Raw genomic sequence first — 25,081 nt, 5'->3', positions numbered from 1 at the left:
GACGCATCGGCCTCACCCCGTTTTACCAGGCGATCCGGGCGAAAGATGCATGCGAGGTTCCCTGCTGAAGAACCTGGCGCGCGGGGATGATAGGCCGCCGGCCATTCCTCCCGAACTTCTCTTGCCGGGGATGTCCACGGCAACGTCTGATGGGATCATGATCTCGAACCCCGCCGAGCCAGCATCGTCGTCGCCGAACGGGTCGCCCAGCATGCGCTGGTCGATCCGGAATCAAATCTTGCTCCCGCTGATCACGATCCAGGTCATCGCCGCGGGTACGATCACCCTGACGGCCGCCGCCCTCGCCGCGCGTCGGGCCGAGCGGCAGATCATCGACCGGCTCGACGGCGTGGTCGAGGTGCTCGGTCACGCCACATTCCCTTATACCGAAGGGGTCCTCGCCCAGATGAGAGGGCTCTCCGGCGCCCACTTCGTCGCCTACGACCGCGCGGGCCGGATCGAGGAGTCGACCCTCAAGGATCGTGAGGACCTACCCCGTCCGCTGCCGACGATCCCCTCGACGCCCCGCCTCGAGGGCCTCAGCCATGCCGCCGTGGTGCCGATCGGGCCGGCTCGCTACTTCGCCGTCCGGCTGCGACCCGTCTCCAACCCACGCGGGACGACGTTACTGGTCCTCTACCCCGAGGCCAACTGGCGACAGGCGCGCTGGGAGGCCGCCCTGCCCCCGCTCGCCCTGGGCGTGGGGACACTGGTGACGATGGTCGCCGTGACGAGCTGGCTCGCCCACCGGATCAGTCAGCGTCTTCGGGTCGTGCAGACGCAGGTCGCCCGGATCGCCGCGGGCGACTTCACCACGCTCGACGAAGAAGGAGATCGCGACGAGATCCAGGATCTTTCGCGATCGGTGAACCGGATGTGTACGCAACTCCGCGAGATGAGCCGGACGATCCGGAGGTCGGAACGGACCCAGATCCTCGCCCAGCTCGCGGCCGGCCTGGCGCATCAGCTCCGCAATTCCCTGACCGGCGCGAGGATGAGCGTGCAGCTGCACGCCAAGCGCTATCCGCCTCCGACGAACGACCGCAGCCTCGAAGTCGCCCTGCGTCAGCTCGCGATCACCGAGGAGCAGGTCCGAGGCCTCCTCTCGCTGGGGAGGCTCGAGCAGCGGGCTCCGACCCCATGCGACGTCCCCTCGCTGATGACGGACGTCGCCCTGCTCGTGGGGCCTTCCTGCGAGCATTCCAAGGTCGCGCTCGTGGTCCCTGAGGTGACGGGCAAGTTGATGGTCGAGGCGGATGTGGCGAGCCTCCGCGCGGCGGTCCTGAACCTGACGCTGAATGCGGTGGAAGCAGCGGGGGCCGGCGGCGAGGTGCAGCTCTCGTCGGAGCCCGAGGGAGATTCCGTGGTGCTCGAGGTGAGCGACACCGGCCCCGGCCCGCCCGAGGACCTGATGGATCGACTCACCGAGCCGTTCGTGACGAGCAAGCCCGAAGGGGTCGGGCTGGGCCTCGCGATTGCGCATCAGGTGGCCGTCGAGCACGGCGGCCGACTGTCCTGGGCCAGGGTCGGCGAAACGACGCGGTTCCGCCTGGCGATCCCGAGAAGCGTCGCCAATCTAGAGGTGTCCAAGCCATGAGCCGGATCCTGATCGTCGACGACGAGGCGAGCATTTGCTGGGCGTTCAGCGAGTTCCTCACCGACGAGGGGCACGTCGTGGACGTGGCGGCGTCGGCCGAGGAAGGGCTCAAGGTCGCGGCGGCGAAGAAGCCCGACGCCCTCGTGCTCGACGTCCGGCTCCCCGGCATCGACGGCCTCACCGCCATGCGTTCGTTCCGCGACCTGATCGGCGGGGCCCCGATCGTCGTCGTCACGGCCTTCGGGAACCTCGAGACGGCCGTCCGCGCGATGGAAGGCGGGGCCTTCGACTACCTCGTCAAGCCGTTCGACCTCGACCAGGCCTCCTCGATCCTGACGCGGGCACTGGAGAAGAGTAAGCCGGCGGACCGCCCGACGCAGGCTCTCGCGCTCGATGACGCGGGGTCGCTCCTCGGCTCGTCGCCCGTCATGCAGGATCTCTTCAAGAAGATCGCCCTCGTCGCGCCTGCAGATGTCCCCGTGCTGATCACCGGCGAGAGCGGGACCGGTAAGGAACTCGTCGCCCGCGCGATCCATCGCCACAGTCGGAGGCATCGCGGGCCGTTCCTCCCCGTCTGCCTGGCCGCCCTGAGCCCGAGCCTGGTCGAACGAGAGCTCTTCGGCCACCTCCGGGGTTCTTTCACGGGCGCGGGGGAGGACCGCAAGGGGCTCCTCGAGCTGGCGACGGGGGGTACGGTCCTGCTCGACGAGATCGGCGACGTCCCCCCTTCCCTCCAGGTGAAGCTGTTGCGGGCGATCGAGCACCGCGAGGTCACCCCCGTCGGCGACGCCCGGCCTAGGATCACCGACATACGCATCGTCGCGGCCACGAATCGGCCTCTCTCCGACCTCATGGCGTCGGGCGAGTTCCGCGAGGACCTCTTCTTCCGGCTCAGCGTCTTCCAGATCCAGGTCCCGCCGCTCCGCGAGCGCCGGGAGGACATCCCGGTAATCGCCGGGCACTTCCTGCGGCAGGCCCGAGGCGTCGAGGATGGCAGCATCGTCCTGAGCGACGAGACCCTCCGCGAGTTGCAGTCTCGCCCCTGGGTCGGGAACGTCCGCGAGCTGCGAAACACGATCGAGCACGCGGCCATCGTCTCGCGAGGGCGAGAGATCCGCGTCACCCACCTACCGCCGCCCTCGACCCCCGGCTCCACGGGCCAGGCGACTCGCCCCGACCAGGAAGTCCAGGATCGGATCGTGCAGTGGACGAGCCAGGAACTGCGCGAGGCCCCCGCCCTGCCCGAAGAACACTCGCTCCACGAGCGTTTCCTTGAGTTGACGGAAGCCCCGCTCATCAAGACGGTTTTGGAGCAATGCGGCGGCAATCGCGCGGCGGCGGCTCAGCGGCTCGGCATCCACCGGGCGACGCTCCGGCAGAAGCTGAGGAACTACGGGATCGGCTGAAATGGGGCCGTCCCTCCTGGGGCCAAAAAAGGGCGTTCGCTCCTCGAAATCGGCGTGGCTTCGGCGTATGGTGAGGGACCTGTCACTCCTGGTCCTACCCGATCCCGAACGATTCAACCCATTGGGGACGACGCGATGAAACCGGAGATCGAGCGCGAAGAGAACAATCAGCCCAATCGCCGGCGAGTGCTGGAGACCGCGGCGGGCGCGATGGCCCTTGGGCTGTCGGCCGTCGGCGGCTCCGTCGCCTCGGCCGCCGAGCCGGCGGGCTCGGCCAAGCGGATCACCAAGGGACGCATCAAGCAGTCGATCGTCCACTGGTGCTTCGAGAAATACTGGGATGTTCCCACGTTTATCAAGATCACCAAGCAGCTCGGCTGCACCAGCATCGAGCTCATCGACCCCAAGTACTTCCCGTTACTGAAGGAAGCCGGGCTCGAGTGCGCGATCGCCACGATCGACATGAGCCCGGAACCGCCGTTCGTGAAGGGGTTCAATAATCCCAAATATCGCGACAAGGTCTTCAAGGCCACGCGCGACGCGATCGACGCCTGCGCCGAGTATGGCTTCAAGAATGTGATCTGCTTCACGGGCATGAAGGAAGACATCGCCGATGACGTCGGCGCGGCTAACTGCGTCGAGGGCTTCAAGCAGATCATCGGCCACGCCGAGAAGAAGAAAGTCACCCTCTGCCTGGAGATGCTCAACACCCGCGACCGCTCGCACCCGATGAAGGGGCACCCCGGCTATCAGGGGGATCACACCGAGTATTGCATCGACATCATCAAGCGCGTCGGGTCTCCCAACCTGAAGCTCCTGTTCGACATCTACCACGTGCAGATCATGGACGGCGACGTAATCCGCCGCCTCCGCGAGCACAAGGATTACATCGGTCACGTCCACACCGCGGGCAACCCAGGCCGCGGCGAGCTCGACGCCCACCAGGAGATCGCCTTCCCCGCCATCATGGAGGCGCTCCTCGAGATCGGCTACCAGGGCTACGTGGGCCAGGAATTCATCCCCACCCGCGACCCCCTCGCAGGCCTCGAGCAGGCCGTGACCCTTTGCGACGTCTGAGCCTCAACGACTATCGAGGTCGTGACATCTGAGCGGCCGTCCTCCCCACGCTGTTTCGCATGGGGCGGACGGCCTCCTTCATTTCGAAGTCGCAGGCAGACATTCGATATTTGATAAAAATGTGCTGCCGTGTCGTTGATATATCGTTCTCGATCGAAGGACTCGAGATCAGGCCCCGGAGTTTGCCGCGGGATTTGTCCTCTCATCTCGACAATCTCAACTCATCCCGGAATCCCCGCGCAGGCACTAATACCGCGAACCTAAATCCATCATGCAGTGATGTTGTCAGCATGCCACCAGGCTGAGTGGCCGAGGTCGAACCGTCCTTGATGCGATGAGGGCATGGCTCAATCGCGAGCCAATTGGACCCTGAGGTGACGTGCCCGAACCCGTTGCACGATCGCTGGGCCGAGGGTGCTTAGATTTTGGTCGAGATGTCGATAGCCGCGAAGGTATGCATACGAATGTGACAGGGGAGTTGGTGAGGCCGGGGAAAAAATATTCTTCCGGAACTCGAGGCTTGGATAGGACTTAAATTGGATCGATCGGGAAAGCTGGCAAATTGTGGTGCGTTCTGGCACTGCACTTGCCTTTTACTCTTGGCGTCGAGACGAACGACGACAAGAACCAACGATGATGGGAAACACCGAAAAGCTTCCTTGGGACAAGAAACTTTCCAGTGCCTTATGTGAACACTAACGAACCACCCTACTGGCGACGGTAAGTTCAGCCTCGCGTTGAACTTTCTAACCGCCAAGGGGAGAGTGGGTAGCCTCGCACGACCCCTCCCACTCTCCCTTCCTACAAATGCGGAAACCGGGCTTGAAGAAGCCCTAGGTTATGGGAGCTCCCGGTCAGACGAGACCGGCCGGGAGTTCCTTTCCGTAAGAGAGATCTTGATACTATCGCTCCGATGATGCCTCTGCAAGGCCTCGGTGAAGACTTTTTGAAATTTCTCGAAATTTGCTCCCTATATCCGAATTTCTTCGTTTCGACACGCGTGATTCAAAGTCTCGCACGATAATGAGATCAGGCGATCAAACTTAGGAAAATTCACTCGATTCTCACCGCTGACTCGCCCCGCCCTCATCACCTCCGATTACCTTCCATACTCTCGCCACACGTCGGAGAATATCTGTCCGGGTGCTGACCCACACGCCGGGCAGATGTTCTCCGATCACTTCCCTCTTCCACTCGACCTCGAGTCAGTCGACACAAGGCAGCGAAGGCGATGACCCACGCCTTCGCTGCCTTTTGCTTTTCGAATCACCCTTCTCGCTCGCGACCCGATGCGAAGGCATGGGACGCGCCGCGACCGTCCCCGCGTGGGGGTGGGGGACGGTCTCAGGCGAGGATAGGATCGAACCTCGGGGCTCAGCGCTTGAGCAGGTAGAGGTTGAGGTGTTCCATGGCGTCGAGCAGCCAGGGGTGGCTCCAGGGCATCCGCAGGCCGTAGCCGACGGTCATCACGGAGACCATCAGGGCGACGAGTGATGCGGAGCGGACCCATTTCCGGGTCTGGCCGGCCTCGACCCCCTTGGGCAGGAAGAAGAGCCAGAACGGGATCAGCCAGAAGAGCCAGCGCAGGCCCTGGGTCGAGCCGCCGTAGTTGCGGGCCTTCGGGTTCCAGGTGTAGAAGGCGAGCATCGCGACGGTGAGGATGATCGTGATCCAGGCGAGCCCACGCAGCTTCTGGGGACGCCAGAGCAGCCTGAAGGCACCATAGATCGAGAAGAGGAAGATCGGCGTCAGCGAGAAGACGCCGTGGTGGCCGAACGTCATGTGGAAGAGATACGTGGCGTGCGACTCGGGATGGACGTTGAACCAGTCCATCTCGAGCGGCGTGTTCCAGTAGCTACCCTCGTACTGGTAGCTCTTGGTGCCGAACTCCTCGTAGACGGGCTTGAACTGGCCGAACGCCAGGAACTGCGTGACCAGGAACGCCGCACAGGGGACGATCGCCGCCGGCACGAAGGCCTGGAGCGTCGGCTTCGGGAAGCGCACCAGCAGCATCAGGAAGAGGATGATCCCGAAGAGCGCCGCCGGCAGTTCGTTGCAGGCCGTGAAGGCGGCGAAGAACCCGGTGAGGGCGAACAAGCCCCGCGACGAACTCTCTCCCTCGTCCCAGATCCGGATGAACCCGGCCAGGGTGAAGAAGGCGCACGAGGCGGCGATCGTGTGATTATTCAGTGTCGGGTCGAAGACGATGAGGAGCGTGCCCCAGGCTGCACCCGCCAGGCTCAGGAACCAGGCCCAGTCATTGGGTGCGTGGCGGTCGAGGAACCTGGCGTAGCCGAGCAGGACCAGCCAGAGCGGCACCACGTTCAGCAGTACCACGATCGGCTTGAAATAGAGGACGTAGACCGGCCAGTTGACCGGCTCCTTGGGCGTCTCGAGGACGGGTTTCTCGACCCCGGGCTTCTGCACGTAGCGAGGCAGTCGCTCCTGCGGGATGTTCCGTTCCAGCGGCACGCCCGTGAGCTTGCGGAAGGGATAGAGGACCCCGGCGATCATCGTGGGGAGGAGCGGCGGCTTGCTCGAGTAGAAGTGCTCGACCACCTCCCCTTCCCGCCAGGACTTGGGGGCGATCGCGTACTCGAACTTGCGGACGGGATCGGCGCCGGCCGGCGGGGCGCTGAGCTTGTTCGGTTTCTTGACCTTGTCCTGGGTCTTCTCCTGCCAGGGGCAGTCGTCGATCGCGTAGGTGCCGCGTTCGAGGAGGCTCCAGACGGTCGCCCAGCGCGAGATGTCGTTGGCGCCGATCTGGGTCTGGAGCTTCAGGGTGAGGCCGAGCGTTTGCGCGGTTGCCGCACCGATGACGATCAGGGCGAAGAACTGGCGGGCCTGCGAACGTCCCGGCCTCGGTTCGTTCGCGATCGGATCGGTCGTCATTCACTCGTCTCCAGGTTCTCGACGGGGAGCAGGCCGTCAACTTCGATCCGTTCGGAGACGCTGAACGTCTCGCGGGGCCGGAGCAGGTAGGAGGTGGTCAACTCGGCAAGGAGGCCCGCGCAGAAGATCTGGACCCCCACGACGACCAGCATCGAGGAGAAGACCAGGAACGCGAGCGTCCCCATCGTCATCCCGCCGATGAGCCATTTCAAGACCACGGCGAGCAGACCGAGCTTGCCCAGGACCGAAAGCCCAAGCCCCAGGCCCCCCAGGATGTGGGCAGGGCGTTGCGAATAGACGGTGAGGAACCGGGTGCTGAGGAGGTCGAGGAATCCTTTTAGGAATCTCGCCACGCCATACTTCGAGTATCCGAAGCGGCGAGCCCGGTGGTGGACCTCGATCTCGGCGACGCGGAACCCTCGGGCATGGGCCAGGGCCGGCACGAACCGGTGCAACTCGCCGTAGATCCGGACCTCGTGGGTCACGTCGCGGCGGTAGGCCTTGTAGCCGCAGTTGTGGTCGTGGAGCTTGCAGCCGGTCACTGCGCTGACCATCGCGTTGAAGACCCGGCTGGGGAAGACCTTGTGCCAGGGGTCGTGGCGGGTCCGCTTCCAGCCGCTGACGAGGTCGTAGCCTTCGTCGAGGCGTTCGAGGAAGCGAGGCATCTCCTTGGGGTCGTCCTGAAGGTCGCCGTCGAGGGTGAAGACGATCTCGCCCCGGGCGGCCTGAAACCCCGCGGTCAGGGCGGCGGCCTTGCCGAAGTTGCGCCGGAACTTGATGGCGCGGACGCGGCTGTCGTGTTCGGCGAGCCTCCGGATCTCTCGCCAGGAGCCGTCGGTGCTCCCATCGTCGATGAAGATCCATTCGGCCTCGGCGAACCCGCGATCCGACGCGACGGCGGCGAGCTCGGAATGGAGCGTGGCCAGGCTCTCTTGCTCGTTACGAACCGGCACGACGACGCTGATCATGACGCGGGGGCCTCGGGCAAGGGCAAGGACATGGGCAAGGACGGGACGGGGGGGCGGACGAAATAGAGGACCAACGCCGCGAGGCATTCGCCGGCGACCCAGGTCAGCCTCAGCATGAGAGCGGCGAGGACCGCAGTGTCTTTCCCGACGGCCGGCGCGAGGGTCGCCATCAGGACACCCTCGCGCACGCCGAGCCCTCCCGGGAGCACGGCGACGACGAACCCGGCGACGGTCGCCAGGGCGACGCTGCCGATTACCATCGGCCACCGCTCGGCCGCGATCCCCGCCGGGGAGACCGCCCAGACGACGGCGACCTGGCTCAGACCGAGCAGGCACCACCCGAGCGACGACCAGCCGATCCCGGAGAGCAGGAGCCGATTCGACATCCGTGGGAAGGCGGAGGCGTCGACCCCTCGAAGCGGGGCGCTGATCATCCTCGAGATCCTCGGGAAGATGGGGGGCAAGACCACCCCCAGCAACGCGACCCCGAGTCCGGCCGACAGCAGCATCGGCCAGGCCCCGCGTAAGGCGGCCTCGAAGTCCGCCCCGTAGAGGTTCCGCCAGGGTTCGGTGGGCGCGACGATGAATCCGACGGCGGCGATCAGGCCGCCCGATGCCATCATCACCAAGGTTTCATAAAGCGTGGCGAAGGCGGCGGTCACGGTCCCGGCTCGATACGGGACGACGAGCCCCACTCGCATCACGACCACCAGGGCCTTCCCCGGCATGTACTTGCCGAGGTGGCTGATCGCATAGGCCCGCATGGCCGGCAGGACGCCGACCGGCGTCGGGCTGTCGCGCAGGACCCGCCAGAAGTAGATCCCGTAGACAAACAGGCCGGCGATATACAGGAGGATGCCCAGGGCAATCCATTTCGGATCGACCCGGATCGTGCCGCCACTCGCGCGCATATCCTGCCAGGTCTTGGCGGCGTGCCGGCTCACGGTCAGGAGCACGAGCAGGCCGATGGCCAGCTTGGCAAAGAGGATGATTCGCTTATCGGAACGGAGCTTGGCCGTTCTGAGGATCGCCCCCCGGACGCTCGTCGCGAGGCCCGAAGACCGACCGGAACTCGTAAGCATAAGGCGCAGGGACCGTTGGATACGAGAATCCGACAGGGTGGGTTGACGCCAACCGACTCGCTCAACTTAGCCCCATGCCCAATTATTGACAAGGGGGACTGGCCGTCGCGCAGGAGGAATAGGAACCCACGCCTCGGGACCCGGATGGGGCGCCCGGCGTGCGGCCTGCGCCGCGTCGCCGGGCCCGGGTGGCCCGCCCCGACGGCGAGGGCGCCGTCGGATCGGCCTGTTAGCATTTCGACATTTCTTTGTGGTTTACAATCGTTCGAGATTCAACCGCAAAGAGCCTCCGCTTCGAAGCTCATGCGCATGTTGCCAGGCCGTCACTCCTTCGGCGTAGTGACAAGCAATCATGCCAACGTGTCAAGCCAAGCGTTCTGTGGCAAACACTCTAGCCGTTCGCGGACGCTGATCGTGGGATGGCCGGTTTCGATCAAGCCATGCCGGTCGCGAAGGCCCGTTCTTCGGTGGGGCGGATCTTCTTCACCAGGAAAGGGACGGCGCCGAAACGCTCATAGCCCAGCTCAATCACCTGTTCGTAAGTGTCGCGGGTGCCGGCGATCGTCTCGCCGCGGATGACGACGAACTTCCCCTCGTGGGCCAGGAGTTCGTCCAGGTTCGCGTTGTAGGCGGCTCGTTCCGTGTCAAAGGCCATCGATAATCACCTCCTTCATGAGTAATTCCCAGTTGACATGATAACGAACGTCAACCGGTTTTGCATCCCTGGCGCCCGTCGTGGCTGGGGCCGGAGTCGTCACAGGCCGCTCAGCAGTCAAGAATGGGGATAATCCTCCATGCCTCGTCGACTTCGCGACCGTCCGATTCCGCAGGTTTCGCCGTATTGCCCATGTCTAATGAACGGGGAGGGCGAGCAGCGGCCGGGGACGGGCGAGTACTAAAGATGCCGTCGAGGGGCCGCAATCGTCAAGCGCGTTTCGACCGGCACCAGGCGGGCGAGCCCCCGTCTCGAGGTAATCCGCGCCTCGCCCAGGGCCGTGTGTTAAACTTCAACGATCTGGCCAAGAACTCGGGACGGGCAAGAAATCCCGGATGAGAGGCGTCGAGTCGGGAATTCATCCGGCCGGCGGAACTTTTCCGGGACCTGCAACGTCGAATAGTTTGAGAAGATTCGGAATCTCAACACAATCGTGGATCCTCCTCCCGCCCCGACCCTTACGCCGTTCGGCGACGTCGGCGGGAGGGACGTCCCGTCGCGTTGACTCAGAATCGGTCGCTGTGCTAGCGTGATTCGACTTCCGATCTGAGAGGCCCGGCGTTCTGCTCGGGCCGGGCTTTCGACCGCAAATGCTCCGATAGTTGGCAGAAATCGCTCCGCATACCGCTACGTTCGATGAGATGAGATTCACGGCGACAGGGCGCTGCTACCTCTTGGGCGCCTCGGGAGACTGACCGCATGGCGAAGATCCAGCCCGTGTGGGCACTCGACGTTGGCCAAGCCGCCGTCAAGGCTCTGAAGCTCCTGCCGGGCGACACGCCCGACCAGGTCGTGGCCGAAGCCTTCGACTACATCGAATATCCCAAGATCCTCAGCCAGCCGGATGCCGATCCCGAGCAACTGGTCCGCGAGGCCCTCGAAACCTTCCTCGAGCGCAACGAGCTCAAGGGTTGCAAGGTGGCGATCGCGGTGCCGGGCCAGGCCGGCCTGGTGAAGTTCATCAAGCTCCCGCCGGTCGAGAAGAAGCGGATCCCGGACATCGTCAAGTTCGAGGCGCGGCAGCAGATCCCGTTCGCCCTCGAAGAGGTCGTCTGGGCCTACCAGCAGATCGGCGAGGAGGATGAGGAGGAGGGCGACGACGACTTCGCGATGGCGGAGGTCGGCCTGTTCGCGATGAAGCGCGATCAGATCAACCGCGCCATCCATCCCTTCCGCGTGGCGGGGATCGAGGTCGACATCGTGCAGATGGGCCCGATCGCCCTTTATAACTACATCACTTTCGATCAGCTCAAGGAAGGCCCGCCCGCGCCCGTCGGTGAAGGTGTCGCCGATGCCGACACCGACGCAGGCCAGGCGAAGGCCCCGGCCAAGGGCGAAAAGGGCTCGGTCGTCCTGATCGACATCGGTGCCGATAACACCGACCTGATCATCACCGATGGCATCCGGATCTGGCAGCGCAACGTGCCGATCGGCGGCAACCACTTCACCCGCGCCCTGACGAAGGAGCTGAAGCTCACCTTCGCCAAGGCCGAGCACCTCAAGCGCAACGCCACCAAGGCGCCGGACCCCAGGTCGATCTTCACCGCGATGCGCGGGGTCTTCAACGACTTCGCCAGCGAGGTCAACCGCTCGATCGGCTTCTACTCGAGCGTGAACCGCAACGCGAAGATCATCAAGGTCGTCGGCCTCGGCAACGGGTTCAAGCTGCCCGGCCTCCAGAAGTTCCTCCAGCAGAATCTCAGCCACGAGATCGAGAAGCTCGAGAACTTCCACCGGATGGTCGGCGACGACGTCAAGTTGGCGCCGCAGTTCCAGGAGAACCTGCCGTCGTTCGGCGTCGCCTACGGCCTCGCCGTGCAGGGGCTGGGCAAGAGCGGGGTCTACACGAACCTGCTGCCCCCCGAGATCGAGCAGGTCCGCCTGATCCGCGCCAAGAAGCCCTGGGCCCTCGCGGCCTCGGCGCTCCTGATGCTCGGGTTCTCGGCCCTCTTCCTGGGCGACTACCGGGTGCTGGCCAAGGTCAACACCACGCAGTTTGCCAACGCGGTCTCCTCGGCCACCTCGGCGACCAAGCTCGGCACCCAGTACAAGAACGAGTTCGATGCCGCCAAGGGGGAGTGGACCAAGACCTATGACCAGGGCAAGTCGCTGGTCGCCGGGGCGACCGACCGCGCCAAGTGGCCGACCTTCCTCAAGACGCTCAACGCCAACCTGCCCGACCCGGTCAAGGAATACAACCTCGACCCCAGCAAGCCCGAGAATCAGCCGATCCTCGACAAGCTCCGCGTCCACATCGACGCGATCAAGCCGGTCTGGCGGGCCGACGTGGATGCCGAGTGGTTCAGCACCGAGGATTCGACGGGCCCGAGCGCGATCGCGAAGGACCTGATGCTCAAGTATGACCGCGATGAAAAGCCCAAGGGCGAGGGCTGGATCATCCAGGTCGTCGGCCACCACTACAATCCCCGGCCTAACGCCGAGGAGCTGAAGAAGGCGATCCAAGATCCCAGGGCTCCCAAGATTGCTTACGGGCCATATGGCTATCTGACAAACAAGGTCCTGCCCAAGCTGCAGACCCCCGAGATGCGCCTCTACGGCATCAGGAACGTCACCCTCGGCTGGATCTCGATCGACACCTCCTGGAGCAACCAGAAGGGGAGCGTCACCAACGGCCTCGCCAGCAAGACCGTCCCGCTGCTCGATCGCGCCACGGCCCCCGCGGGTGCGGAAGGGGGCGGCGAAGGCATGGGCCCGATGGCCGGGATGATGGACATGATGCGGAAGCAAGGGGGCGGCCGCGCCGGAGAGATGGGCGGGATGGGTGGTCCGATGGGCCGCGCCGGCATGATGGGCGGACCCATGGGCATGGCCGGGATGATGGGCGAGGGCATGATGGGCATGGGGATGATGCCCGGCATGGGCAAGAATGACCTCACCAAGAACATGGTGACCCATTCCCGGACCGACTTCCTCATCCAGTTCATCTGGCAGCCCCTCAGCGCCGAGGAAGCTCCGAAGGATGAGGAGGAGAAGAAGAAGTGGCTCGATGATATGGCCGCGAAGTTGAAAGAGTCCGCCAAGGCGGACGGCGACTCGCCCGCCGCCACCAAGGAGGCGGATGTCGAGAAGGCCCTGGAGAAGGCCTCGACCAAGCAGTCGGACGACCTGACGAAGGCCTTCCAGGGTGCGGTCTCCGCCATGCCTGGGGCCGGCGGCGCGGCGGCGACTCCGGGCAAGGCCGCACCCGGGGCACCCGGGGCCACTCCCGCTCCAGCTGCTGCTCCTGGGACCGCCGCACCGGCCGCACCCGGAACGCCCAAATAAGGCAGTCGTTGCGGTTCCGGCTCGGGGAGGCGCCTGTGCTTTCCCGGGACGAGTCGACTCCAGGCGATACTCACCCGACCTCAATCGGTTCACGCCGGCGATCGTGTCGCTCGCCGGCCGGTCCTCCCCCGGACTCGCTCAACATCCTACAAAGGCAGCCGCGACCATGGACCAAGTGAAGGAAATCCTCAAGCAACTGATCAAATATCGCTTCTGGATCGCCGTCGGAATCTCGGCGCTCCTGCCCGTGGTCGCGTATGCCCTGGGCTCGGGGCCCGTCCAGGAGGCGAGCAAGAAGAAGACCGACGAGATCAAGCAAGCCGAGACCGGCGTCAAGGCGTACACCAACGGGGTCCTCCCTAACAAGCAATACAAGCCGCTCGTCGACAAGCAGACGAACGTCCTGACCCTGGACGTCAACGCCTCCTGGCGCAAGCTCTACGACCGCCAGAAGGGCCTGCTGACCTGGCCCGAGAACGTGGCCGATCGGTTCCAGGCCTGGGGCCGCAAGTGGCCGGAGAACGTCGACCCGAGCGCCGTCCGGCTGGCGGTCATCGACTACGTCACCGAGTATCCGAAGTATGTGACGAGCGTCTACCTGTCGTTCAGGCCGTTCGACCCCATCGAAGGGACCGGCGTCGTCGCATCGCCCCCGGAGATGATGCTGCTGAAGCCGGCCGCGTTCAAGGAAGACGCCCCGCCCGAACTCGGCAAGGTCTGGGCCGCCCAGGAAAAACTCTGGGTCCAGCGCACCATGCTCGACGTCGTCAGCGAGGTCAATAAGGCCGCCAAGGACTGGGACTCGGCGATCATCCGCCAGATCGACACGCTCGAGGTGGGCAACCCCACCGCCCAGGACCAGGTCTCGATCGGCAAGGGTGAAGAGCTCGAGAAGGCCGAGGAAATCCGGGCGCCGGGTGCCCCCGAGCCCGAGGCCGAAGAATCGTCGGCCAGCGGCCCGATGGCCGGGATGATGGAAGGGATGATGGGCCGCATGGGCGGCGGTGCGGGCAAGCCCGAAGACGTCGAGGACGTCTACTTCATCAAGGGTGCCGGCGAAGGGGGAAATGATCAGTACAAGACTATCCCCGTCAATCTCTCGGTGCTCATCCACCAGGATCACATCCAGGACCTGCTCGTCGCCCTCGAGAATTCCCCGATGACCATTCAGGTCGTCGAGTTCGAGATGGCCCGCCCCACTGCCCGAGTCGTCAAGCCCGAGAAGGGCACCAATATGACGTTCGGTGGCGGCATGGGCATGATGGGTATGCGAGGCATGATGGGTATGATGGGTGGCCGTGGTCGGATGGAAGGTATGATGGGGGGTCGGATGGGCCCCATGGCCGGCTACGGCGGCCCGATGTCGATGATGGGCAACCGCATGATGGAAGGCATGATGGGCGGCCCCATGGGAGCCTACGGGATGGGCGGTGGCACCGTCGCCGAGCGCAAGGGCGTCGACAAACGTGCGACCGACCGTGGCAAGGATAAGAAGGAAGAAGAAAGGAAGAAAGAGGAAGCCGCCAGGGCCCTCGCCCAGTCGATCCACGACCCCTACTACTACCTCGTGCAGTTGACGGTTTACGGCCAGGCCCGCTTCTACAACCCGCCGCCCCCGCCGCCCACCGTGGAAGAGAGCCAGGCGGACGGGGCGATGACCGAAGAGGCCAAGGCTGAAGAGCCCAAACCCGAGGAAGCCAAGAAGGACGAACCCAAGGCTGAAGAGGCCAAGCCTGACGAAGCCAAGAAGGACGAACCTAAAGCCGAGGAAGCCAAGCCTGACGAAGCCAAGGCCGAAGCGCCCAAGGCCGAGGGCGAAACCCCGGCGAAGAAGGATGAGGCCCCGAAGGCCGAGGCCGCTCCCGCCGAGTCGGCGAAGAAGGACGAGGTCCCGAAGGCTGAAGCCGCACCAGCCCCGGCAACTCCTGCAACTCCGGCCGCCCCTGCGGCCAAGCCTTGAAATCGGGCCAGGCCCTCCCGGGTCGGCCTGGGGTCGCCCGTCGCGAGAGCGACACGACGACCCTCGTTGAGGACGGTCGAGGCACCATATCGGTGCGGGCGACTCCGGCGGCCAACGGCCTCCGGGGTCGCAAGGACCAGCCGAGGCACGATCCCTCGGCGATCCGCCCCGGCTATTCGCGACTCATCAAGTCATCGATTTGTGAGTCGCGCTGATGATTCAAACCCTTCGACCTTTTCGTTGAATTCTCGGTCAAGAGCGCCCTGGCGCACCAAGATACGACCCGAGTCGTCTAGTCATCGTTCTTGATGAGGAGTTGTCTCGATGGCCAACGCGTCTGCGGAAAAACTCAAGCTCATGGCGTTACGCCATGGCGAGAAGGTGGTCATGGCGCTCGCCTCGGTCACCTGCGTCCTGCTCCTCTTCCTCGCGATATCTCGCCCCACGATCGAGACGACTCCGGAAGCGATCTCGAAGGCCGCCGAGGATGCGAATCGGAACCTGAATACCACTCAGAATCCCGATGACATCCTCCAGAAGTTGGAAGAGGCGCAGATCAAGAACCCCAACTTCGAGAAGATGGTCGACGAGCAGACCAAGAACGTCCTCGTCGCCGACAACTACAAGGTTGCCAACCCATGGGTGACCAATGAGCCGGGCGCGGGCCTCATCCGCGACACGCCGGAACTCATCGCCCTGTCCGACCTCTACGCCTTCCCCGGCCGCGGCCGTGCCCTGGTGTACGAGCTCGACGAGAATGGCGAGCGCATCCTCGACGAGGAGACGGACGCCACCAAGGAAGAGAACACCCCGCAGCGTCAGCGCAGCCGCCAGCGTACGATGGCGGGGATGATGCCCGGCATGGGCATGGGCATGGGCCCGATGGGGGGCGTGGGCGGTGGAGGCCGGCGCCGCTCCAAGAAGAGTGCCGCGCAGATCGAGGCCGAGGAGGAGAAGGCTTACCAGCTCGAGAAGAAGCGCAAGGAACGTCAACTCGTCGACGCGGGCAAGAAGGGCGCCACGGAGGAGAAGCCCGCCGAGAAGGAAGAGGAAGCCCTGGGTAAAGAAGGCCCCTGGAAGGAAGTCAGCAAGGGCCTCCGCTGGGTCGCCATCACGGGCGTACTCGACTACAAGACCTTGCGCGACAACTATGTCAAGGCTCTCAAGCGAAACGAGATCGCTTACCCCCACTTCAAGGGGCTGGAGGTCGAGCGCCAGGTCCTCGAAGCGGACGGCAACTGGTCCGCCTGGGAGTCGGTCGACAGCAACAAGAACGCCGAGATCGTCAACAACCTCCCCGAGGAAGAAGAAGAGCTGACCCCCGCTGACGTGCGCATCGGCGCACTGGTCGATCCCCTGCCCTTCCTCAAGGCCGGTTTCTGGGAGCGAGTCCACGTCGCCAGCCTGGTCCCCGAAGAGAAGAAGAAAATCGAGCGGCCGAACATGGCCGGCGACATGGAAAACATGATGGGCCCCATGGGAGCCATGGGCAACCGCATGGGCGGGGCGATGGCCGGCATGGGCCCGATGGGTGAGATGGGTGCGATGGGCCCGATGGGGGGCATGGGCATGGCCATGGGGGGCATGGGTATGGGAGGTGGTGCCACCGAGACGATCGACTTCGAGACCAAGCAGGCGGATACCTTGATGGTCCGCTCCCTCGACTTCACGATCGACCCCGACCATACCTACCGCTTCCGTCTCCGGCTCGTGGTCTACAATCCGAACCGGAATCGCCAGGATGTCAGCCCGGGCGTCGACACGACGAGCCCCACGCTCACGGGACCCTGGAGCGAGCCCACCAATGACGTCCGGATGCCGGCCGACATCGCCACCTATGCGATGCACAAGACCCAGGGCCCTGGGCGTCGCGGCGAGGCGGTCCAGTTCCAGGTCACGCGCTGGGATCCGACGGACGGGTTCACCGTGGTCAAGGCATTCGACGCCGGCCCCGGCGACTTCATCGGCGAGACCACCTCGGCCCGCATCCCGTCTACCGACGGGACCAAGGAGAAGGCCAAGTCGCTCGACTTCGACAGCCGCTCCCTCGTCCTCGACACCACGGGGGGCAGCCTCCCCATCCCGAAGGACCTGAACGTGGCCGGCCGCATCGACGAGCCGGCCCTCTCCCTCCTGTTCCAACCCGACGGCACTGTCGTCCTCCGGAAGCAGTCGAACGACCTCCAGGATGACGTCCGCAAGACCATCTCGGATAATTACAAGCGGGAGCTCGATGAGAGCGGCAAGAAGCGAGAGAATTCGCTGGGGAGCGGCGGCGGTTCCCGCAGCATGATGATGATGATGGGCGGCGGCGGCGGTGGTGGTCGTCGCGGTCGCTGAGAGCGATCCTCCGGCAGCCGCGCCCTTGCACCCAGGCCGATTGATTGGACCGCCCCTCGAGGTTCCACTTCGAGGGGCGGTCCGCTTTCGAAGGCCGAGCGCCTGGAATGCCAATCTGGGGTACTCGGCCGCTCGACGCAGGGACCTCGCGACGTCCGGACAACATCCGCCGACATACGCATCAACGTCGGTCGAATGCCCCGCTTCAAGGGCCCTCGCTCGCGATCGGGGCCCCGGGTGTGTGGCAGGGCACGGAAGAATCGGGGGGGCACGATCATGGCATCTTTCGATCCCAAACGCTGTTGTTTATGGATTACAAGAATTAGTGCTTTGTTTATATTTTTGTGCATTCTTGTGGATTATTCTTGGAACGTCATCCTCGTCGCATTCGCCGAGGGCCAGACGGAGATCTTCGAGGAGATGAGGCTGAAGGCGGCCGCGCCGGGGCCCGCGGACGTGTCGTACCTCCGAGGCGTCCTGGACTATTACCCATCGGGCTCCAAACAGGCCAAGGGATCGCGGCTCGATCGGATCGTCGAGCGGGCGCGGCAGAGCGCAGTCCGGGAGATCATCGCCTCCCTGAAGGCGAAGACAGGTCGGGATCTTGGCGACGACCCCCGCATCTGGATCGAGAGGCTGGATGTCCACGAGGATGCTTCGGGAAAGATGAGGCGATCCGAGGGGATTGATGAAAAATAGGGTCGGGATGATCGGATTTTGACGGATATTCCGGTCATCCGTTCAACCTTCCGTTAATTTATTCCGATTATGATGGATCCAGTGTGTGTGCCGGTTTGTTGCGATGCGTTATCGCGGCGAAAGGCTGCAAGAGTGACGGGGATCTCACGCATGTCCGGCTTGCGGTTTAATCGTTTCAATCGCGAGAGTGGGCTTCAGTGGTCATCGTCGAAAAATCTTGCGAAACCGGCTTGACCGGAATCATCGTTCCGGATACTACACCGCCTCGTCTTCTCACCGTTCTCGGCCGCGCCATCAATTGTGACCACATCTTGAATCTCGCGTTACCCGAGTGCGGGTGAAGCAGTCGCGGACCACGATTCATGTCGTGCTGAAGCGAATGCACCGGATTTACGTCTCCCGCCGCGGAGGCATGTCAGAGACCGTCGCCAGGGAAGTCGGCGGTCGTCTCCGCGAGTGGCGAAAGGAGGTCGCGTTGGGAAGGCTTGGAACCGTCACCACCCTATTGATCCTCGGGGCTTGGGGAACGACTTCGATCGGTGCCCCCCCGAGTGAGAGCGCAGGCACGGCGACCGCAGCGAAACCCGCCACGCCGGTGCCCCCCAGCCGTTATCTCGAAGCCGGAGCCAAGCTGTTCAACAGCGGCCAGCTCCCGATGGCTACGAAGTATCTGAACGCCGCTCAGGCGTATCGTGACCAGCTCTCCGCCAGCGAGCAGACCGTCCTCGACGCCTACCTCGCCGCGCTGGCCAAGGCCCAGCCCGCGACCGACGCGGCCGTGGCACCCGCCGCGACGACCGCCGAGGCCGTGCCCGCCTCCGGCCGGGTGGTGGCTTCCGACCCGTCGGCCCCGCAGTCGGCCGCTCCGCGAGGGGCGAGCGCCGACGGCAAGCAGACGGCCCGCTGGAAGCTCCAGTCGGCACGCGAGCAACTCCGGGTCGGCAACTACGACGGGGCTGCGAAGCTCGTCGCAGAGGCCCGGGCGCTCGACGTGAAGTGGGGCCTCTTCGACGACACGCCGGACAAGGTCTCGGAGGCGATCGAGAAGAATCGCCCGAAGACCGTCGCCGCGAGCGTGGCCGTCGGCGAGCAGCACGACCGTCGCACGGCCAAGGCGAAGCTGAAGGAAGCTCGGGCGATGATCGAGAAAGATCAGTTCGAGCAGGCCGAAGCCCTCGCCCTGACCGTGAAGTCGTGGAACCTCTACTACACGATGTTCGACGACACGCCGGACAAGGTCGCCGCCGCCGCGCGGGCCCTCCGACGTCGCGACTCGCTCCGCAAGGGCGGGACGAAGGAAGCCCCGAGCCAGGGCGTGTACGACTCGCTCGTGCAGGAATCTCGCGAACTGCTCGCCAACGGCCAGATCGATCAGGCCGAGGCGAAGGCGAAGCGTGCCCTCCGCATGAACGTCGTGCCGTCGCTCACGGCCGACCGTGCCGAGGCCGTGATGCACGACATCTCCATGGTCAAGGCCGGCCAGGTGCCGCCTCCGTTCGACCCGAACCGCAAGGACGTCGTGACCGCGACTCCTGGCGAGCCGGCGAGCACGATCGTCGAGCGTCAGGCGAACGAGCTCCTCGCCCGCGGCGAGAACGTCGCGGCCGCCGCGAAGTTCTCCGAGGCCGAACGGCTCAAGTCGCAGGAGCAGACCCAGGTTGCCGCGAGCATGGCGGCCATGGCTGCCCCGACCGGCAAGGTCGATGGTCGCGTCCTCCAGGCCCAGGCCACCGCCGGGGAGATTCAGGGGCTGCCCGCCGCTGAGCCCGCCCCGGCCGCCGCCGCCCCGGCGAACGGCGCCGCTCTCGAACTGATGCCGGCCCAGGCCCCTGAAGCCGCCCCGGCCCAGGTTGCCGCTGCCGAACCGGCCCCGGCCGCTGCCCCCGCAAACCGCGGCGAGCAGCTCCTCGCCGAGGCCCAGAAGCTCCTCAACGACGGCAACTACGGTGCGGCCCGTCAGATGGCCACCGACGCCAAGGGGAGTGGCACTGGCGTCGAGGCGAAAGCCGAGGACGTCCTGGCCCAGATCGCCCTGGCCGAACAGGGCGGTGCCCTCAGCCTGTATGAGTCGGCACTCGACGCCCTCCGCAAGAACGACGCGGGCCGTGCTCGAGCCCTCTTGACCGAGGCCTCGAACGCCCAGCTCGACGATTCGACGATGCAGAAGGTGCAGGATCTGCTCGCCAAGCTTCCGCAGGACCCGACGGGCAAGGCCAGCACCGGGGCCCCGATCGCCCAGGACGCCGAGACCCTCGCCGCCCAGAAGCTCAATAACGAGGTCGGCACCAAGATCGCCGAGGCTCGCAGGGTCCAGGAAGTCGACCCCGACAAGGCGATCGCCATCTATGAGACGACCCTCAAGGCCGTGAAGATCAAGGCCGCCGAGCTCCCCGAAGGGATCTCCCGGACCATGATCCGACGCCTCGAGGTCGCCATCGAGCTCGCCAAGAAGGACAAGGTGGCCTTCGACCTCAAGATGAAGGACACCACCATCAAGGCGGAGATCGAGAACAAGCGCCTCCGGATCTTCGAGGCCGACAAGGCCAAGAAGGACCGCATGAAGTACCTCATGGACCGCGCCACCACGGCGATGGCCGAGAACAAGTACGAGGAGGCCGAGAAGTTCGCCAAGATGGCCCAGGAGGTCGATCCTAACGAGGTCGCCGCCACCATCATCGCCTTCAAGGCCCGCACCGAGCGGCACTACAAGAAGGACCTCGAGAACAAGAGTGCGAAGGAAGAGGGCGCCCTCGCGGCCCTCCAGGATGTCGACACGGCGTCCATCATGGATCCCGAGCTCATCAGCAAGAGCATCGTGATGCCCAAGAACTTTGGGGACCTCACGCGTGAACGCTTGAAGATGAACGCCCGGCTCGAGATCAAGAAGGACCCGAGCACCCTCCTGATCGAGGCCAAGCTCAAGGACCCGGTCTCCCTCAACATGGAGAACCAGCCCCTGGGCGAAGCGATCGCGTTCCTGGCCAACTACACGGGCCTGAACATCGTCCTCGACCCGAAGGCCCTCAGCGACGTCGACCTGAGCACCGCCTCGCCGGTGACCCTCAACGTCTCGAACGTGAAGCTCAAGACCGCGCTGAAGCTCCTGCTCCAGCCGCTGGGCTTGAACTACAAGGTCGAGGACGAGGTGCTCATGATCACGAGCCCCCAGGCCTCGCTGAGCTCGACGTATGCCAAGCCTTACTATGTCGGCGACCTGATCCTGCCGCCGACGCACAAGACTCCGCTCGACCCGTTGAAGCTCAAGAACGGCGACCCCTCCGAGGAGTCGGCCTCGCTGGATCCGCAGCAGCAGTACCAGCAGCAGTTGCAGTCTCTGCCCACGGCCGGCGGCAGCCCGACGGTCTCCGGCAACGGTCAGTGGCAGAAGGGCAACCGCCCGCGGGTTGACATGACCCCCCTGGTCCAGTTGATCACGGCGACCATCGCCCCCGGCACCTGGCAGGTCGTCGACCCCTCCGGCTCCGACAACTCCGCGGCCTATGGCCTCGGCGGCGGCCTCGGCGGCGGCGGCGACGGCCTCGACACGGCCCGGCCGATCGGGTCGATCACCCCGTTCTTCCTCAGCATCAGCCTGATCATCCGCCACACGGCGGAGATCCACGACCAGATCGCGGACCTGCTCCGCCAGCTGCGTCGGCTCCAGGACTTGCAGGTGTCGATCGAGGTGAGGTTCATCACCTTGAGCGACAGCTTCTTCGAGCAGATCGGCGTCGACTTCGACTTCGACATCCTCTCGAAGACCGTGGGCAAGAAGAGCACCTTCGCGGTGCAGAGCTCCTCGCTCTTCCCGACCACGGGCAACACCGGCACGACGGGTAACACCGGCGGCACCACGGGCGGCACGACCGGCGGCACGACCGGCGGCACGACCGGCGGCTCCTCGGGTGGAACGACCGGCGGCGGTTCTTCGGGCGGCCTCGGCGGCTCCTCGGGCGGCCTCGGCGGCCAGAACGCGGGCGGCCTCGGCGGCCTCGGCGGCGGCGGCGGCAGCGTGGGTGGCGGCAGCGGCGGAACGACGGGCGGCGGTACCACGGGCAACACCAACCCGGTCTACACGGTCAGTGGTGCTCGAGACTTCTCGCTCGGCAACGTCCTCCCGCTGGTGGTCGGTACGAGTGCTGGCGGTATCGGCAGCTTCTCGAACAACCTGGCCATCCCGTTCACGCAGGGCTCAGCTGACCTGATCGCACCGTCGAATGCGACCCCGGGTGCGGGTGCCACGTTCGGCCTGGCGTTCCTCAGCGACCTCGAAGTCTACCTGTTCCTCACCGCCGCCCAGGGCGACACTCGTACGAACATCCTGCAGGCCCCGAAGGTCACGACCTTCAACGGTGCCCCGGCGTTCATCCAGAACACCGAGCAGATCAACTTCGTCGAGTCGCTGCTCCCGATCGTCGGGCCGGGATCGGTCGCCTTCTTCCCGAGCGTCCAGTCGTTCCCGAACGGCGTCAATCTGTCGGTCACCCCGGTCGTCTCGGCAGACCGCCGCTACGTCCGAATGACCCTCAGCCCATTCTTCACCGTCATCGAAGGCTTCAACACGATCAGCGTGCCTGCGGCCGTCGGTGGTAGCGGTCTGGGTGGCCAGTCGTCGTCGATCAACGGCACCATCCAGCTCCCGCAGTTCAACTTCACCACGGTGCAGACGACCGTGACGGTGCCGGACGGTGGTACGGTCCTCCTGGGCGGCGTGAAGCGGCTCAATGAGGAACGCCGCGAGTTCGGCGTGCCGGTCCTGTCGAAGGCCCCGATGTTGAACCGCCTCTTCCGCAACATCGGCATCGGCCGCACGACCTCCAGCCTCATGTTGATGGTCACCCCGCGGATCATCATCCTCGAAGAGGAGGAGGAGCGGCTGGGCATCCCGACGGTGGCCCAGTAATCCGAAGTCGCAGTAACTTCCCTGCCTCTCACGCGACCGTCCGCCGAGGAACACCGTTTCCTCGGCGGACGTTTTGGTTTCTACTTGAGGCCTCGCACCGGGAGAACCGGGCCACGCCAGTCTCTCACAGTCGGATCGATCGACGTGAGACGGTCCTCGGTAGGGTTACGACAGCCGCGATCGACATCGAAGGGAGCCAATCACACCATGTTCGTCCCCCTGACGCTCCTCGCCTCCTTCGTCCTCTCGGCACCGCCCGATGAGAAGTCCGCGGCGCAGCCGGCCGAAGCCTTCCAAGCCGACCCGACCTGGAAGCCCCTCGGACCCCATCTCTGGTTCGACCCCAAGACCAAGCAACTCGTGATCAGGGCCCGCATCGCCCTGCGAGAAGGGCCGCTGGAGCACCTCCTCTGCCTCAAGGGTACCAAGGAACACGAGGCGGTCCTCGCCACCGACGCCGTCCCCCGGCAGATCCACGCCGGCCTGCTCCTGACCGGAGCCGAGTCGGGCCAGCCCGTCCGCTTCGTGCCCAAATTCACCCCGCCGTCCGGCTCTCCCATCGCCATCGAGGTGCAGTGGAAGGAGGATGACAAGGTCCTCACGGCCGACGCGCGGACCTGGGTCCGCAACGAGAAGACCAAGAAACCCCTGGCGATCGACTGGGTCTTCGCCGGCAGCGAACTCGTGAACGACCCGGTGTCGAAGAAGGTCATCTACACCGCCGACGACGGCGACCTCATCACGGTGGCGAACTTCGCCAACGCCATTCTCGACCTCCCCTTCCCCAGCTCGGCCAACGACGCCGACCGCTCGTTCGTGGCGAACACCGAAAAGATCCCGCCCCGAGGCACGATCGTCACCATGTTCCTGAAGCCCCGCCCGAAGCCTTGAGGCTGGAATTAACGTTGAGTCGTGACTTCGTCGGCATTCCTACTTGGCCAGGATCGGCCAGGTGATCCCTCCCCGGAGAGTCCCTTCTCCTTGGGCGTGGACGAGATAGGTTCGAGCTGATATGAAACGCCCCGAGGCCAGTGAAGATGCCTCGGGGTTCCGCTTTTCGAAGGTTGCGGAGCGTCCCCTTTCACCTCGCCTTCACGCTTCGCTATCATTGGGGCGTCGAACGTTTCTGGAACCCTGAACACACTCCCGACTACATCCCAGCCGCCGAAGTTCAGGTGGCTCTCCTCGATTGCCATTGACTCATCCCGGCGAGCGGCACGCCTCGACTCGTTCGCACCAAACTTCCTTCCATGAACTTAAACCGACCTATATTCGCAGCTTGCGTGTCGAGGAATCCCTGCGAAGTTGACTTAGTTCACCATTCTCTGTAAGATAGGTCGGATTCAACTGGAAAGGGGAAATACAGTCGCCATGTCCTCTGCCGAGACGTTGACCCGCCCTGACTGGACTGAAACGAACCTGCGTCTCAAGAAAGCTACTCCTCATCAGATCCTGGAGTGGGCGGTCGAGACGTTCTTCCCCAAGCTGACGATGGCGACGGCCTTCGGCCCCGAAGGCTGTGCGATCCTGCACATGCTCTCGGAGATCGAGCCCCGCGTCCGGGTCTTCAACCTCGACACCGGGTACCAGTTCCCCGAGACCCTCCGGCTTCGCGACCGCATCGCCGAGGCCTACGGGATCGAGGTCGAGCTGGTCCAGCCCGACATGACGGTCGCCGAGTACGAGGCCAAGAACCAGGGGCCGCTCTACGTCAATCAGCCGGATCAGTGCTGCTTCGACCGCAAGATCATCCCCCTGCGGCGTGCGGTTGCCGGGTATGACGCCTGGATCTCCTCGATCCGTGCCGATCAGTCGGCGCATCGGGCCAAGGCCGACGTGGTGGGTTGGGACGGCAAGTTTGGCCTGGTGAAGGTCAACCCGCTCCTCTCGTGGACCCACCGCGACGTCTGGGCGTATGTGGTCTCGAACAACATCCCCTACAACCCGCTGCACGACCAGGGCTATCCCTCCATCGGTTGCTGGCCCTGCACCCGGGCCGTCCGCCCCGGCGAGTCGGACGAACGCGCGGGCCGCTGGGCGGGCCAGGCCAAGACCGAGTGCGGTCTGCACTCGCTCGACAGCAGCCAACTCTGATATCCTCTTGGGGTCGGTCGATCGATTTGGGTCGACCGAAGTCCACCTCGCCCTCCTGGTCGC

14 protein-coding genes are annotated in these 25,081 nt (G+C 64.8%); 10 read left to right on the top strand and 4 right to left on the bottom strand.

Annotated features, from left to right (window positions below; translation table 11 throughout):
- Nucleotides 1-49: 49 nt before the first annotated feature.
- The 3 genes from ACOYYX_RS08830 to ACOYYX_RS08820 all read left to right on the top strand — a co-directional run bounded on the left by ACOYYX_RS08830 (nt 50) and on the right by ACOYYX_RS08820 (nt 4,080).
- Nucleotides 50-1,597, top strand: a complete 1,548-nt coding sequence (locus ACOYYX_RS08830) for an ATP-binding protein (protein WP_422929566.1) — start codon at nt 50-52, stop codon at nt 1,595-1,597.
- The gene (locus ACOYYX_RS08825; RefSeq protein ID WP_422929565.1) at nt 1,594-3,003 is read left to right on the top strand and encodes a sigma-54-dependent transcriptional regulator; all 1,410 of its coding nucleotides are present in this window, start codon (nt 1,594-1,596) and stop codon (nt 3,001-3,003) included. The genes ACOYYX_RS08830 and ACOYYX_RS08825 overlap by 4 nt, the downstream gene beginning before the upstream one ends.
- A gap of 135 nt (nt 3,004-3,138) precedes the next feature.
- Entirely contained in the window at nt 3,139-4,080 is a 942-nt protein-coding gene (locus ACOYYX_RS08820; protein WP_422929564.1) for a hydroxypyruvate isomerase family protein, read from the top strand.
- 1,374 nt (nt 4,081-5,454) lie between these two features.
- On the opposite strand, the gene ACOYYX_RS08815 is transcribed toward ACOYYX_RS08820, so the two are convergent.
- The 4 genes from ACOYYX_RS08815 to ACOYYX_RS08800 form a co-directional block, all read right to left on the bottom strand.
- Entirely contained in the window at nt 5,455-6,972 is a 1,518-nt protein-coding gene (locus ACOYYX_RS08815) for a hypothetical protein (protein WP_422929563.1), read from the bottom strand.
- Nucleotides 6,969-7,940 carry a glycosyltransferase family 2 protein gene (locus ACOYYX_RS08810; RefSeq protein ID WP_422929562.1) on the bottom strand — a complete coding sequence of 324 codons (972 nt, stop codon included), beginning with the start codon at nt 7,938-7,940 and terminating at the stop codon, nt 6,969-6,971. Before ACOYYX_RS08810 ends, ACOYYX_RS08815 begins: the two co-directional genes overlap by 4 nt.
- Nucleotides 7,937-9,022 carry a lysylphosphatidylglycerol synthase transmembrane domain-containing protein gene (locus tag ACOYYX_RS08805; protein WP_422929561.1) on the bottom strand — a complete coding sequence of 362 codons (1,086 nt, stop codon included), beginning with the start codon at nt 9,020-9,022 and terminating at the stop codon, nt 7,937-7,939. Before ACOYYX_RS08805 ends, ACOYYX_RS08810 begins: the two co-directional genes overlap by 4 nt.
- A gap of 433 nt (nt 9,023-9,455) precedes the next feature.
- The gene (locus ACOYYX_RS08800; protein ID WP_422929560.1) at nt 9,456-9,677 is read right to left on the bottom strand and encodes a hypothetical protein; all 222 of its coding nucleotides are present in this window, start codon (nt 9,675-9,677) and stop codon (nt 9,456-9,458) included.
- A 759-nt stretch (nt 9,678-10,436) separates the two neighbouring features.
- Here ACOYYX_RS08800 and pilM point away from each other — a divergent pair.
- The 7 genes from pilM to ACOYYX_RS08765 all read left to right on the top strand — a co-directional run bounded on the left by pilM (nt 10,437) and on the right by ACOYYX_RS08765 (nt 25,018).
- Nucleotides 10,437-13,022, top strand: coding sequence for a type IV pilus assembly protein PilM (pilM, locus tag ACOYYX_RS08795; protein WP_422929559.1), 2,586 nt, complete (start codon nt 10,437-10,439; stop codon nt 13,020-13,022).
- Nucleotides 13,023-13,188: 166 nt separating this feature from the next.
- Entirely contained in the window at nt 13,189-14,982 is a 1,794-nt protein-coding gene (locus tag ACOYYX_RS08790; RefSeq protein ID WP_422929558.1) for a hypothetical protein, read from the top strand.
- A gap of 324 nt (nt 14,983-15,306) precedes the next feature.
- Nucleotides 15,307-17,322: a hypothetical protein gene (locus ACOYYX_RS08785; RefSeq protein WP_422929557.1), complete on the top strand. Its 2,016-nt coding sequence runs from the start codon at nt 15,307-15,309 to the stop codon at nt 17,320-17,322.
- A gap of 276 nt (nt 17,323-17,598) precedes the next feature.
- Nucleotides 17,599-18,021, top strand: coding sequence for a hypothetical protein (locus ACOYYX_RS08780; RefSeq protein ID WP_422929556.1), 423 nt, complete (start codon nt 17,599-17,601; stop codon nt 18,019-18,021).
- 367 nt (nt 18,022-18,388) lie between these two features.
- Complete coding sequence (locus tag ACOYYX_RS08775) at nt 18,389-22,924, top strand: type II secretory pathway, component PulD (protein ID WP_422929555.1); 4,536 nt, start codon at nt 18,389-18,391, stop codon at nt 22,922-22,924.
- A gap of 207 nt (nt 22,925-23,131) precedes the next feature.
- Nucleotides 23,132-23,815 carry a YdjY domain-containing protein gene (locus ACOYYX_RS08770; protein ID WP_422929554.1) on the top strand — a complete coding sequence of 228 codons (684 nt, stop codon included), beginning with the start codon at nt 23,132-23,134 and terminating at the stop codon, nt 23,813-23,815.
- Nucleotides 23,816-24,295: 480 nt separating this feature from the next.
- Nucleotides 24,296-25,018 carry a phosphoadenylyl-sulfate reductase gene (locus tag ACOYYX_RS08765; RefSeq protein ID WP_422929553.1) on the top strand — a complete coding sequence of 241 codons (723 nt, stop codon included), beginning with the start codon at nt 24,296-24,298 and terminating at the stop codon, nt 25,016-25,018.
- The last annotated feature ends 63 nt before the right edge of the window (nt 25,019-25,081 follow it).

Source organism: Singulisphaera chitinilytica (genome assembly GCF_049331405.1).
GTDB lineage: Bacteria > Planctomycetota > Planctomycetia > Isosphaerales > Isosphaeraceae > PoT.
This window is presented reverse-complemented; position numbering and strand designations above follow the sequence as displayed.

Bases quoted from the DNA above. Each gene is read 5' to 3' on its own strand.
- ACOYYX_RS08830 (WP_422929566.1), top strand. From the start codon at position 50: ATGCGAGGTTCCCTGCTGAAGAACCTGGCGCGCGGGGATGATAGGCCG.
- ACOYYX_RS08825 (WP_422929565.1), top strand. From the start codon at position 1,594: ATGAGCCGGATCCTGATCGTCGACGACGAGGCGAGCATTTGCTGGGCG.
- ACOYYX_RS08820 (WP_422929564.1), top strand. From the start codon at position 3,139: ATGAAACCGGAGATCGAGCGCGAAGAGAACAATCAGCCCAATCGCCGG.
- ACOYYX_RS08815 (WP_422929563.1), bottom strand. From the start codon at position 6,972: ATGACGACCGATCCGATCGCGAACGAACCGAGGCCGGGACGTTCGCAG.
- ACOYYX_RS08810 (WP_422929562.1), bottom strand. From the start codon at position 7,940: ATGATCAGCGTCGTCGTGCCGGTTCGTAACGAGCAAGAGAGCCTGGCC.
- ACOYYX_RS08805 (WP_422929561.1), bottom strand. From the start codon at position 9,022: ATGCTTACGAGTTCCGGTCGGTCTTCGGGCCTCGCGACGAGCGTCCGG.
- ACOYYX_RS08800 (WP_422929560.1), bottom strand. From the start codon at position 9,677: ATGGCCTTTGACACGGAACGAGCCGCCTACAACGCGAACCTGGACGAA.
- pilM (WP_422929559.1), top strand. From the start codon at position 10,437: ATGGCGAAGATCCAGCCCGTGTGGGCACTCGACGTTGGCCAAGCCGCC.
- ACOYYX_RS08790 (WP_422929558.1), top strand. From the start codon at position 13,189: ATGGACCAAGTGAAGGAAATCCTCAAGCAACTGATCAAATATCGCTTC.
- ACOYYX_RS08785 (WP_422929557.1), top strand. From the start codon at position 15,307: ATGGCCAACGCGTCTGCGGAAAAACTCAAGCTCATGGCGTTACGCCAT.
- ACOYYX_RS08780 (WP_422929556.1), top strand. From the start codon at position 17,599: ATGGCATCTTTCGATCCCAAACGCTGTTGTTTATGGATTACAAGAATT.
- ACOYYX_RS08770 (WP_422929554.1), top strand. From the start codon at position 23,132: ATGTTCGTCCCCCTGACGCTCCTCGCCTCCTTCGTCCTCTCGGCACCG.
- ACOYYX_RS08765 (WP_422929553.1), top strand. From the start codon at position 24,296: ATGTCCTCTGCCGAGACGTTGACCCGCCCTGACTGGACTGAAACGAAC.